At 69.4% G+C, this 11,739-nt stretch carries 10 protein-coding genes and 1 riboswitch; of the genes, 4 read left to right on the top strand and 6 right to left on the bottom strand.

Annotated elements, in window-relative coordinates; genetic code table 11:
• Nucleotides 1-36 precede the first annotated feature (36 nt).
• The 3 genes from JEQ17_RS16385 (at nt 37) to JEQ17_RS16395 (ending at nt 4,337) form a co-directional block, all read left to right on the top strand.
• Nucleotides 37-555 carry a GNAT family N-acetyltransferase gene (locus tag JEQ17_RS16385; protein ID WP_200395942.1) on the top strand — a complete coding sequence of 173 codons (519 nt, stop codon included), beginning with the start codon at nt 37-39 and terminating at the stop codon, nt 553-555.
• A gap of 62 nt (nt 556-617) precedes the next feature.
• Nucleotides 618-758: riboswitch (cobalamin riboswitch) on the top strand.
• A gap of 139 nt (nt 759-897) precedes the next feature.
• Entirely contained in the window at nt 898-3,312 is a 2,415-nt protein-coding gene (locus tag JEQ17_RS16390) for a ribonucleoside-diphosphate reductase subunit alpha (protein ID WP_200395943.1), read from the top strand.
• Nucleotides 3,312-4,337, top strand: a complete 1,026-nt coding sequence (locus JEQ17_RS16395) for a ribonucleotide-diphosphate reductase subunit beta (protein WP_200395944.1) — start codon at nt 3,312-3,314, stop codon at nt 4,335-4,337. The genes JEQ17_RS16390 and JEQ17_RS16395 overlap by 1 nt, the downstream gene beginning before the upstream one ends.
• Here JEQ17_RS16395 and JEQ17_RS16400 read toward each other — a convergent pair.
• Entirely contained in the window at nt 4,250-4,486 is a 237-nt protein-coding gene (locus tag JEQ17_RS16400) for a hypothetical protein (protein WP_200395945.1), read from the bottom strand. The genes JEQ17_RS16395 and JEQ17_RS16400 overlap by 88 nt on opposite strands.
• Before the next feature lie 93 nt (nt 4,487-4,579).
• On the opposite strand from JEQ17_RS16400, the gene JEQ17_RS16405 reads away from it, so the two are divergent.
• Nucleotides 4,580-5,551 carry a helix-turn-helix domain-containing protein gene (locus tag JEQ17_RS16405; RefSeq protein ID WP_200395946.1) on the top strand — a complete coding sequence of 324 codons (972 nt, stop codon included), beginning with the start codon at nt 4,580-4,582 and terminating at the stop codon, nt 5,549-5,551.
• A 15-nt stretch (nt 5,552-5,566) separates the two neighbouring features.
• Here JEQ17_RS16405 and JEQ17_RS16410 read toward each other — a convergent pair whose 3' ends face one another.
• The 5 genes from JEQ17_RS16410 to JEQ17_RS16430 all read right to left on the bottom strand — a co-directional run bounded on the left by JEQ17_RS16410 (nt 5,567) and on the right by JEQ17_RS16430 (nt 11,615).
• The gene (locus JEQ17_RS16410; RefSeq protein ID WP_200395947.1) at nt 5,567-6,937 is read right to left on the bottom strand and encodes a bifunctional albaflavenone monooxygenase/terpene synthase; all 1,371 of its coding nucleotides are present in this window, start codon (nt 6,935-6,937) and stop codon (nt 5,567-5,569) included.
• Nucleotides 6,934-8,019, bottom strand: a complete 1,086-nt coding sequence (cyc1, locus tag JEQ17_RS16415; RefSeq protein ID WP_200401520.1) for an epi-isozizaene synthase — start codon at nt 8,017-8,019, stop codon at nt 6,934-6,936. Before cyc1 ends, JEQ17_RS16410 begins: the two co-directional genes overlap by 4 nt.
• 412 nt (nt 8,020-8,431) lie before the next feature.
• Nucleotides 8,432-9,085 (bottom strand): peptide deformylase, encoded by a 654-nt coding sequence (def, locus tag JEQ17_RS16420; RefSeq protein WP_055617767.1) that lies wholly within the window; start codon nt 9,083-9,085, stop codon nt 8,432-8,434.
• Nucleotides 9,086-9,263: 178 nt separating this feature from the next.
• A complete protein-coding gene (locus tag JEQ17_RS16425) occupies nt 9,264-10,244 on the bottom strand; it encodes a tetratricopeptide repeat protein (RefSeq protein ID WP_055617768.1) in 981 nt (326 codons plus the stop codon).
• Nucleotides 10,245-10,361: 117 nt separating this feature from the next.
• The gene (locus tag JEQ17_RS16430; protein WP_407700055.1) at nt 10,362-11,615 is read right to left on the bottom strand and encodes an HD-GYP domain-containing protein; all 1,254 of its coding nucleotides are present in this window, start codon (nt 11,613-11,615) and stop codon (nt 10,362-10,364) included.
• Nucleotides 11,616-11,739 lie beyond the last annotated feature (124 nt).

An 11,739-nucleotide genomic window follows, 5' to 3' on the forward strand; every position in this document is an offset into this window, starting at 1 on the left:
AGCCCTTTGTCGTACCCCTCGGGCACACTGCCAGGCATGACCATCGTGATCAGACGGGCGAGGCCCGAGGAGTACGAGGCTGTGGGCGAGATCACCGCGCAGGCCTATCTCGGCGACGGGCTCCTCGACTTCGGGGAGAGCGACGAGTATCTGGGCGAGCTGCGGGACGTGGCGAAGCGTGCCGCCGCGGCCGACGTACTGGTGGCCGTGGTGGGGACGGGCGCGGCCGAGCGGGTCGTCGGCGGCGTGACCTTCGTCCCGTCCGGCGGACCGATGGCCGACATCGCGCGCGAGGGCGAGGCCGAGATACGGATGCTGGCGGTCGCGAAGGAGGCCCGCGGGCACGGGGCGGGCGAGGCCCTCGTGCGCGCCTGCGTCGAGCGTGCCCGGGCCACGGACGGCTGTGTACGCGTCGTGCTGTCCACCCAGCGCACCATGCACAGCGCCCATCGCATCTACGGACGCCTCGGCTTCACCCGCGCCCCGGACCGCGACTGGAACCCGATCCCGGACCTCGACGACATCATGCTGCTCACCTACGAGTTGACACTCTGACACCCTCCGAAGCCGACACGACACAAGATGTGGGGGTGCTTCCCGAGCCCGGCACAAGATGTATGCTCATGCTCGCTGTCGCCGCAGGGGAATCCGGTGCGAATCCGGAACTGTCCCGCAACGGTGTACTTGTGCATGTCTGTCCCCTGAGGAGAGCCGTGCGCCTGGTCAGTCCGAGGACCTGTCGACAGCGTGCCCAGGCCACCCGGCCCGGGTGCCATGACGTCCGGGCCTCGCGGAGTGGGCCGGTGGACGCGGCGTACCGCTGCGCAGAGCGTGTACCCCCGTGTGCCCCGAACCCCTCTCCCCGCAGGCCCCGTGCCGAGCGAGGGAGAGCCCCACGTGACCATCGCGCCAGCCGATCCGGTCTCAGCGAAAGCGCCCCAGTACCAGCAGGACAGGGCCGAGGCCGACGGACCGGGAACCGTGTTGCTGCGGACCCTGACCGACCTCACCGCCGACCTTCCCGACGCCGATCCCGGCAAGGTCGCCGCCGCCGCGCTGCGCGGCCGGTCCTCCGTCGGGGCCGACGGGATCACCGCGGAGCTGCGCGAGCTGGCCACGGAGTCGGCCGCGGGCCTCATCTCCGAGGACCCCGTGTACTCGAAGCTGGCCGCCCGTCTGCTGACGATCGGCATCGCCGAGGAGGCCGCCTCGCAGGGGGTCAGGTCCTTCTCCGAGTCCGTCGCGGTCGGCCACCGCGAGGGCCTGATCGCCGACCGCACCGCCGAGTTCGTACGGACCCACGCGGCCCGTCTGGACGCGCTGATCGACCTCGAGGGCGACGACCGCTTCGGCTACTTCGGCCTGCGCACGCTGCACAGCCGGTATCTGCTGCGGCACCCGATCACGCGGTCCGTCATCGAGACTCCCCAGCACTTCATGCTGCGTGTCGCCGCCGGTCTCGCCGAGGACGACTCGGCCAGGTCCGTCGACGAAGTGGCCGCGCTGTACCGGCTGATGAGCCGCCTGGACTATCTGCCGTCCTCCCCCACGCTCTTCAACTCCGGTACGCGGCACCCCCAGATGTCGTCCTGCTACCTCCTCGACTCCCCGCTGGACGAGCTGGACTCCATCTACGACCGCTACCACCAGGTGGCCCGTCTCTCGAAGCACGCGGGCGGCATCGGCATCGCGTACTCCCGTGTCCGCTCGCGCGGTTCCCTGATCCGCGGGACGAACGGACACTCCAACGGCATCGTCCCGTTCCTGAAGACGCTCGACGCCTCGGTGGCCGCCGTGAACCAGGGCGGCCGGCGCAAGGGCGCGGCCGCGGTCTACCTGGAGACCTGGCACTCCGACATCGAGGAGTTCCTGGAGCTGCGCGACAACACCGGTGAGGACGCCCGGCGTACGCACAACCTGAACCTCGCGCACTGGATCCCGGACGAGTTCATGCGCCGGGTGAACGAGGACCGCGTGTGGTCGCTGTTCTCGCCGTCCGACGTGCCCGAGCTGGTCGACCTGTGGGGCGAGGAGTTCGACGCCGCCTACCGCAAGGCGGAGGACCAGGGGCTCGCCAAGAAGACCATCCCGGCCCGCGATCTGTACGGCCGCATGATGCGCACCCTCGCGCAGACCGGCAACGGCTGGATGACCTTCAAGGACGCCGCCAACCGCACGGCCAACCAGACCGCGCTGCCCGGCCACACGGTCCACTCCTCCAACCTCTGCACGGAGATCCTGGAGGTCACGGACGACGGCGAGACGGCGGTCTGCAACCTCGGTTCGGTGAACCTGGGCGCCTTCGTCGACACGGACCCCGGGGCCACCGACGTCATCGACTGGGAGCGGCTGGACGCGACCGTCCGTACGGCCGTCACGTTCCTGGACCGGGTCGTCGACATCAACTTCTACCCGACCGAGCAGGCGGGCCGCTCCAACGCCAAGTGGCGGCCGGTGGGCCTGGGCGCGATGGGTCTGCAGGACGTCCTCTTCAAGCTGCGGCTGCCCTTCGACTCCGCCGAGGCCAAGGCGCTCTCCACCCGGATCGCCGAGCGCGTCATGCTCGCCGCGTACGAGGCGTCCGCCGACCTCGCCGAGCGCAACGGCCCGCTGCCCGCCTGGGAGAAGACCCGTACGGCACAGGGCGTGCTGCACCCCGACCACTACGACGTGGAGCTGAACTGGCCGGAGCGCTGGGCCGCGCTGCGGGAGCGGATCACCTCGGTCGGCATGCGCAACTCGCTGCTGCTCGCGATCGCGCCCACCGCGACGATCGCGTCCATCGCGGGCGTCTACGAGTGCATCGAGCCGCAGGTCTCCAACCTGTTCAAGCGCGAGACCCTCTCCGGCGAGTTCCTCCAGGTCAACTCCTACCTGGTGGCGGAGCTGAAGAAGCTCGGTGTGTGGGACGCGCAGACCCGGGAGGCGCTGCGCGAGTCGAACGGCTCGGTGCAGGGCTTCACGTGGGTGCCGCAGCACGTGCGCGATCTGTACCGCACGGCGTGGGAGATCCCGCAGCGCGACCTGATCGACATGGCGGCGGCCCGGACCCCGTTCCTGGACCAGTCCCAGTCGCTGAACCTGTTCCTGGAGACGCCGACGATCGGCAAGCTCTCCTCGATGTACGCGTACGCCTGGAAGTCGGGGCTGAAGACTACGTACTACCTGCGCTCGCGCCCGGCGACGCGCATCGCCCGTGCCGCGGGTTCCTCCTCGGCCGCGGCCGCCCCCATTCCCGTACAGGCGACTCCCGACGAGGACGCCGTCGCCTGCTCCCTTGAGAACCCCGAGTCCTGCGAGGCCTGCCAGTAATGACCACCGCTCCCGACAAGACCGTCAAGAACCTGCTCGACCCGGGCTTCGAACTGACCCTGCGTCCGATGCGCTATCCGGACTTCTACGAGCGCTACCGGGACGCGATCAAGAACACCTGGACCGTCGAGGAGGTCGACCTCCACTCGGACGTCACCGATCTGGCGAAGCTGTCACCGGGTGAGCAGCACATGATCGGCCGGCTGGTCGCGTTCTTCGCGACGGGCGACTCGATCGTGTCGAACAACCTGGTGCTGACGCTCTACAAGCACATCAACTCCCCCGAGGCGCGGCTGTATCTGAGCCGTCAGCTCTTCGAGGAGGCCGTGCACGTCCAGTTCTATCTGACGCTGCTCGACACGTATCTGCCCGATCCCGAGGACAGGGCCGCGGCCTTCGACGCGGTGGAGTCCATCCCGTCCATCCGCGAGAAGGCCGAGTTCTGCTTCAGGTGGATGGACTCGGTGGAGAAGCTGGACCGGCTGGAGACGAAGGCCGACCGCCGCCGCTTCCTGCTGAACCTCATCTGCTTCGCCGCGTGCATCGAGGGGCTGTTCTTCTACGGTGCCTTCGCGTACGTCTACTGGTTCCGCAGCCGGGGTCTGCTGCACGGTCTGGCGACGGGCACCAACTGGGTGTTCCGCGACGAGACGATGCACATGAGCTTCGCCTTCGAGGTCGTGGACACCGTCCGCAAGGAGGAGCCGGAGCTCTTCGACGACCGGCTCCAGGAGCAGGTCACCGACATGCTCCGGGAGGCCGTCGAGGCCGAGCTGCAGTTCGCGCGCGACCTGTGCGGTGACGGCCTTCCGGGCATGAACACCGACTCGATGAGGCAGTACCTGGAGTGTGTCGCCGACCAGCGCCTGGCGCGCCTCGGCTTCGCTCCGGTGTACGGCTCCGAGAACCCCTTCTCCTTCATGGAGCTGCAGGGCGTTCAGGAGCTGACCAACTTCTTCGAGCGCCGGCCCTCGGCGTACCAGGTGGCCGTGGAGGGTTCGGTCGGCTTCGACGAGGACTTCTGATCCTTGAGGTGTCCCTGCTCGGCCTCCCTGAGCTGACGGTCGATGCGCCGGTCGCGCACGATGCCGATCACCGACGGGAGGACGAGCAGGACCAGGATTCCGAGGACGAAGAGCATTGAGATCAGGCCTTCCAGCTGTGTCGTTTCCATGGACACCACTGTCGCGCCGATTGCTCCTTACCGTGAGTGGCAGTACTGCCGCACACCCTCGATTTCCTGCCAGATCGGGTGCACACTGGCAGCATGCTGAACAACGTGGCCGTCGTCCTGCTCGACGGGGTGCATCCTTTTGAACTCGGTGTGGTCTGTGAGGTGTTCGGCCTCGACCGCAGTGACGAGGGGCTGCCGGTGTACGACTTCGCGGTGGTCTCCGCGGAGACTCCGGGGGCGAGCCTCAGCACCCACGTCCCCGGGTTCACGGTCGCCACTCCGTACGGCCTCGACCGGCTGGAGGAGGCCGACCTGGTCGTCGTACCCGCCGGCAGCACCTATGCCGTACGCGAGTATCCGCCCGAGATGCTCGACGCACTGCGCCGGGCCGTGGACCGCGGGGCCCGGGTCCTGAGCGTCTGCTCCGGGGTCTTCGTGCTCGGCGCCGCCGGGCTCCTGGACGGGCGGCGCTGCGCCGTGCACTGGCAGCACGTGGACACGCTGGCCCGGCAGTACCCGCGGGCGAGGGTCGAGCCGGACGTGCTGTACGTGGACGACGACCCGGTGGTCACCTCCGCGGGCACCGCGGCCGGCATCGACGCCTGTCTGCACATCGTCCGCAAGGAGCAGGGCCCCGAGATCGCCAACGCCATCGCCCGCCGCATGGTGGTGCCCCCGCACCGGGACGGCGGCCAGGCCCAGTACATCGAGCGGCCGCTGCCTCGCTCGCAGTGCGACACGGTCGGCGAGGTGCTCGCCTGGATGGAGCGCCACCTCGACGAGGAGGTGACCGTCGAACAGCTCGCCGCTCGCGCGCTCATGTCCCCGCGCACGTTCGCCCGCCGCTTCCAGCAGGAGACTGGCACGACCCCGTACCGCTGGCTGCTGCGTCAACGGGTGCTTCTGGCACAGGAGTTGCTGGAGGCCACCGACGAGACCATGGACTTCATCGCGGACCGCACGGGGTTCGGGACCGCGGCCGCGCTGCGCCACCAGTTCGTCCGCTCGCTCGGGACGACCCCGAACGCGTACCGGCGCACGTTCAGAGGCTCCGAGGCCGCCTGAACGTGCGCCGCGCGCTCAGCGGGCCACCGCCCTCAGCAGCAGCCGGTGCGGCCGCAGTGTGATGCCGACCCGGGTCGTGTCGTCGGAGTCGGACACCTGCTCCAGGCGCCAGCGCGAGGCCACCGCCGCGGTGATGAGGCTGAGCTGGGCCATCGAGAAGTGGTCGCTCGGGCACTTCCGGTTGCCCACGCTGAACGGACTCATCGCGAACTTCGGCACGTCCTTGGCGCGCTCGGGAAGCCAGCGGTCGGGGTCGAACTCCAGGCTGCCGTCGTACGACCGCGGATCGCGCTGGATCGCGTACGGGCTGTAGACGATGTCCGCCCCGGCCGGAATGCGATACCCGCCCAGTTCGGTTTCGGTCACGGCCCGGCGCGTCAATATCCATACGGCGGGACGCAGCCGCATGGCCTCGACGACGACATTGTTCGTGTGGGACAGCTTCCGCACATCCGCGAATGCGACGGGACGGTCCCCCGCGACGGATTCGACCTCTTCGCGTACGCGGTCCGCGTGTTCCGGATGTTCGGTGAGGACTTGCAGCAGCCACATGATCGTGGAGGCGACGGTTTCGCTGCCGGGGGTGAGTATCGCGACGACCTGATCGTGGATCTCCTGTTCGCCGATCGGGTCGCCATTCTCGTCCTTCGCTTCCAGCAATGCCGTCAGCAAATCGTCCGGCTTTTGACCAGACGCCCGGCGTTCGGCGACGATCTCGTCGACCAGGAGGTGCAAATCGGCCAGTGCGCGGTCGAATTTGCGATTGGCCGGAAGCGGCAGCCGATAGAGCGGCCCCGCCGGGATCACCATCCGCCGGTACATGCCCCGGAACACCGTGGCGAGCGCGACGCTCAGCCGCTCGGCGCGCTCGTCCATGAAGTCGCCGCGCAGCAGACAGCGGGCGGCGATACGGACGGCGACCCGGAACGACTCCGAGGTGCAGTCGACCGTCTCGCCCGACCCCATGCGCTCGGCGAGGGCGTGCGCCTCCTCCTCCATGATCGGCCCGTACTCGGGGATGATGTCGAGCCGGAACGCGGGCTGGATGGTCCGCCGCTGGCGCCGGTGCCGCGGCCCGTTGGCGGTCGCCACTCCCTCCTTGCCGAGCAGGCCTTCGAGGGACTCCCACAGGGGTCCGTCGATCTTGAAGTCGGGGTTCAGCGCCAGCGCTCCGGTGAGGGCCGGCGTGGTGACCGCGTACACCGTCTTCGGGCCGAGCCTCAGCCGGACGACGTCGCCCTGGTCGCGCAGCCGGGCCAGGAAGCCCAGCGGGTCACGGACCAGTTTCAGGCCGTGACCGAGGCCGGGGACACCGCCCCCGGCGAGGGGCGGGGTGGACAGTTCTGCCGCCTGAGGTGCAGCGGGCCGCACGGACTCGACGGTCATTTCTCACCTGCCGCTTCGTTGTTGACGTACGGGGGTGTGGAGCGGTCGTCCCAGCTGTCGACCATGTACCGGCCGGACTCGTGGTGGAACCAGTACACGGAACTGAACCAGTTCCGCATATTGAACAGACACGCGCGCACGGCGTCCGCCAATTCGGCGCCCCGCACGGATCCGCTGTCGATCCGGTCGGCGTACCGCAATACCTCCTTCTCAACGTCGAGGAATTCGCTGATGCATTCCTCGACCCGACGCCTCACTTCCTTCACCGCTTCTTCGAGTCGCATTCCCTCGTGGTGAATGAGACTGATTCCGAGATTGTGGACCTCGTCGCCCGCTATTTCTTTCGGAAGCGAACACAGATCGTTGTACCAGGCGGCGAAATCCTGGCACAGCAGCGAAGCCCGCCGATATGCGGAGTTCTGCCGTACGGCGGCGGGCAGTTCGTACTCCGCGCTCGGCTCAAGCAGGTCGATCCAGATCCAGTGCGCGAAAGTCATCCGCCGCAGTTCGAGATATTCGTCGACGGTCGGGACAATGCCTTCCGTTCGGTTGCGGAATTCCCGGTCGTACGCCTCGATGACGGCGTGGAAGTCGTCGGCGAACCGGACGTTCCACCCCTCGCCCAGGAACGAGTACAGCCGCACCATGCTGTCCGCGAACCCCGCGACCAGGGGATCCCGGTGGTGCAGGTGGTCCCACGGGGAGTCGAGAGCCGTGTGCAGCCGGCGCCGGAGCCTGCGCCAGGCCTCCGGCCGGCCGTGTATGACGTCGCGGTCGTGGCGGTCGTCCCAGACGAAGAACCACGCGCTGTAGTCCGCTATCGCCTGGAGGACCTGGTCGGGCGCGCCAATGTAGTAGCCCGCCATGAGGTCCGTGTAGCAAAGCCCGTCGGCATATGCCTCGACCTTGTCCGGGGACATGAGGCGTTTTTCCAGGAGCCAGGCCCTGGTCTTCTCCTGAAGCCGGGGCCAATACGGATGGAGTTGACGGGGAAACTCCCTCTCGATCACCGGGAGAGAGAGCGCCGGTGGAACCGAGATCGCGGTGTGCGTCGTTGTGGTGCTCTGTGGGAAAGCAGGCACGAACAAACCCCTCTCAGCCGCCTGTTGGCGACACGCCCCTCCCGCTGTGCCGGGCGTGCGCCGTTGCGTATCCCCGCACTTCCCATTCAGCACCACAACTGACCGTTCTGGGAACGGATTTGCTTCACTCACTACCCCACCGTGCCGAGAATCTCCCCTCACGTGACTGAATATGGATCATTGCGTGCGCACAAGGGATCGAACGTGCGACGCACAGACGAACGACGCCTGGTCGGAAGGTGATCCGACCAGGCGTCGTGGATACGGGACGCTCACGCCCCGGCTGTCGTTCTCTGTCACAGCCGTTCACAGCCGTTCAGAGTTCTTCGCGGCCACCGGCGGCCACCGGCCGGCCGTTCGCAGCCGTCCTCGACTGTTCTCGGCCGTTCTCCGTGGCTTCGGCGGCGGTGGTTCAGTCGTTCGCGACGACGGGGTACCGCGGCTCGTTCTCGGCCATCTGCCGCAGCGCGTCCTTGCGCTCGCGCTTGGAGAGCCGGTCGATGTACAGGTACCCGTACAGGTGGTCCGTCTCGTGCTGGAGGCAGCGCGCGAAGTAGCCGGTGCCGCGCACCTTGATCGGGTTGCCCTTCTCGTCCTGCCCGGTGACCTCGGCGTAGTCGGGCCGGGCCAGCGGCGCGTACGCGGTCGGCACCGACAGGCAGCCCTCGTTGCTCTCGTCCAGCTGGCGCCGCTCGGCGGGCAGCTCCACGAGCACGGGGTTGCAGACGACGCCCACGTGCCGCTTGCCCTCGTCGTCCGGGCAGTCGTAGACGAAGACCTTCAGGTCGACGCCGACCTGGTTGGCGGCCAGCCCCACGCCCTCGGCGGTGTGCTGGCTGGCGAACATGTCGTCGACCAGCTTGGCGAGGTCGTCGCCGAACTCCGTGACGTCCTTGCACTCCTTGTGCAGTACGGGGTTCCCGACGACCGTGATGGGCCGCGAGGAGCCGCGCCCGCGATAGGCCGCCTCACGCTCCCCCGCGTCGTCCTCACTGTCGATGACGAAGCCCTCGTCGTCCACGGGGAGCACGCCCACGTGCTGCTGATCGGTGTCCTGCTGCGCCATGACCGACGTAAGCCTTCCTCGGAAAACAGGGTTGTGATGCTGAACAGGGTACGGGGCGCTTCCTGCCAGGAGCCGCCCCGTCAGGAGGCGCTCCTGACAGGGGCGCCCCTTCAGGGGCGCGGGGAACTGCGCGACCAGCCACGGACGGCCCGCAGCCTACGAACAGCCCACGCAGCCCTTAACAAACCTCTTCAAGATCCCGCCAGTCCCGGGAGTCGGGACTGTCGGCAACCCACCCGTCCAGCAACCCCCTCACCAATGAGGCGGGGGCGGCAAGCCCACACTCCCGCTCGGGCACCCACAGCTGCCCGTCCGTCCGGTGCCCCAGCGGCCCCGGATGCCCCGGCTCACTGTGATCGTGCGGATCGAGATGCTCCCCGTCCCCCTCGTCGGACGGCATCCGGGACTCGGAACACATCCGGCAGAGCAGCCGGACCGACGACGACCAGTCCTCCGCGGCGAACCCGGCGTCGGCCGCCAGCCGCTCCAGGGCGTTCCGGTCGTCCTCGGTCTCCGCCTCAAGGAGGACCACCCAGGTCGGCACGGGAGAGGGGGCCCACAGCTCGATCTCGTCGAACACGGGATAGGAGTGCCCCGCGGCGGTCGTCCGCTCACCGTGCGGAACCCCGTCGTGCAGCACGACCTCGCCCCAGCGCCGCCCGGAGGACGGCAGCGGGATGGAGAGGACCTCGATCCGGGCGGGGTCGAGCCGCCGCCCCCACACGACCTCGGCCTCGCCCTCGGGCGACAGCCGTACGGCCGCGCTGCCGAGGTCCATGCCCACCGGTTCGCCCGAGGCGGTGGCGCCGCCCGGCACCCGCAGTCCGTAGGCCTGCCAGGCCCGCCGCGCGAGCGGCCAGTCCTGGAGGGCGGTGGCCGCGATGCCGACGTTCCACCAATCAGGGGCCCCGGTCTCCCGGTCGAGCAGTGCCACGGCCCTCAGACCGGCCGCCCGCGCCTGCTCCCAGTCGTGCCGGAACTTGTGCAGGAGCGCGAGGTTGAACCAGGACTCGGACAGCCAGGGTTCCAGGTCCGCGGCGCGCGTGAGCAGCGCCCCCGCGTCCTCGTACCGGCCGTCGCCGATCAGCGTGAACGCACGGTCGGTGGCCTGCCGCCATGAGGCGGAGGGCCGGTGCCGTCCCTTGCCGAAGATCCTCACGATTCCCGCCTGCCAGTTCGTTGAAGAGCGTGCAGCCTCGGGCTGGACTGTGCCCCCTGATGTCCTCTTCCTCGCATCCAACCACGGACGGTCGGACGGGCGCTCATTACCCATGGGTTACCCAGCCAGGGGCAGCATAAGACTGCCCCTCGCCAGCACCCTGGCCAGCGACTCCACCACCTCGGGCTGATAGTCCCGGGCCGTGCCGAGCCTCAGCTCCTCCAACGCCCTGAGGGGCCCGCCGGGACCTGCTTCCCTGGCTTTCTCCTCGTACGCGTTGACCGCCCGTACGATTCTGGCGCTGACCGGCTGTTCGCGGTACGGGTCCGCCTGGCGCTCCACCACCACGGCGACCTCCGCGTCCACCCCGGTCCGGCGCACCACGGCACCGCCGAGCAGGGCGATGCGCCGCTGGTCGTCGGGGGCGAGGGAGGCCGTGGCCCCCGCGGGAACGGGATCGACGAGGGACAGCTGACCGATGTCGTGCATCAGGGCCGCGTACTCCAGAACGGTCAGTTCGGGCTCGGAGAGGCCCAGCTCACGGCCGACGGCCCGGCTGAGCGCGGCCACGCGTCTGGCATGCCCCGCCGGGGTGTAGCCGGCGATCTCGGTGGCCCGGGCGAGGGAGGCGATGGTCTGGCGGTAGGTGGTCCGCACGGCCGCGTACCGCCGGAAGGACAGCTGGGTGAGCAGCAGCGGCAGGGAGAACACGGGCAGCGCCCACAGGCCGGCGACGGCGACCGCGAGCGCCATCACGGCGCCGGTCGCGCAGACCGCCGACCCGATGCCGAGGGTGCCCCGCAGCTCGTCCCGCAGCAGCGGCCCGAACGGCCAGCGGGTCCGCGCGTGCGCCATGGCGGCGGCCAGTACGGCGTCCCACAGCGCGGACAGCACGAGCAGCGCGACGACGAGGGCCGCGTACGTGGGTCCGTCCGCGGCCCACTCCCTCAACCTGCCCTGGTTGTAGAGGGGTTGGAAGCAGACGGCGGCGAAGGCGACGGTCAGGACGCGCCGCGTGAGGTGGTCGGCGGTGGGCCCGTTCCCCTTGGCCACATGGGGCACGCACCCCGCCAACGAGGCCGCCACGACGACGGCGACGGTCTGCAGCACCCCGTGGTGGCTGCTCTGCCCGCCGTTCTCCCCGAGCAGCGCGTACGCGAGCGCCCCGGCCGCCCCGAGCGGCGCGGCCTCCCGCTGCTCCGCCCCACCCCACCGGGCCAGCTCCCCAACAGCGATCAGCACCCCGAAGGCGAGGGCCACACCACGTTCGTCGAGTCCGTGCCAGAGGGTGCCGACGAGCGCCACGACCGCGAGAAGGCCGGCGGCGACACGGGCGAGGGTGAGCACGGACAGGGGCCACGACCGATTCACGGGGACCTCCGGCGGGCGGTGCGGGCGGGTGCTCGGCGGCCCGGGTACACATGGCAGGCGGGGCTTGAGGAGGGAACTCGGCCGGGCAGGCGGGCGTGGGAGTCGGTGGTTTGTGAGGGCGGCG

This window comes from Streptomyces liliifuscus (assembly GCF_016598615.1).
GTDB classification, from domain to species: Bacteria; Actinomycetota; Actinomycetes; order Streptomycetales; family Streptomycetaceae; genus Streptomyces; species Streptomyces liliifuscus.

Bases quoted from the DNA above. Each gene is read 5' to 3' on its own strand.
- JEQ17_RS16400 (WP_200395945.1), bottom strand. From the start codon at position 4,486: ATGGAAACGACACAGCTGGAAGGCCTGATCTCAATGCTCTTCGTCCTC.
- JEQ17_RS16385 (WP_200395942.1), top strand. From the start codon at position 37: ATGACCATCGTGATCAGACGGGCGAGGCCCGAGGAGTACGAGGCTGTG.
- def (WP_055617767.1), bottom strand. From the start codon at position 9,085: ATGGCGCAGCAGGACACCGATCAGCAGCACGTGGGCGTGCTCCCCGTG.
- JEQ17_RS16395 (WP_200395944.1), top strand. From the start codon at position 3,312: ATGACCACCGCTCCCGACAAGACCGTCAAGAACCTGCTCGACCCGGGC.
- JEQ17_RS16410 (WP_200395947.1), bottom strand. From the start codon at position 6,937: ATGACCGTCGAGTCCGTGCGGCCCGCTGCACCTCAGGCGGCAGAACTG.
- JEQ17_RS16405 (WP_200395946.1), top strand. From the start codon at position 4,580: ATGCTGAACAACGTGGCCGTCGTCCTGCTCGACGGGGTGCATCCTTTT.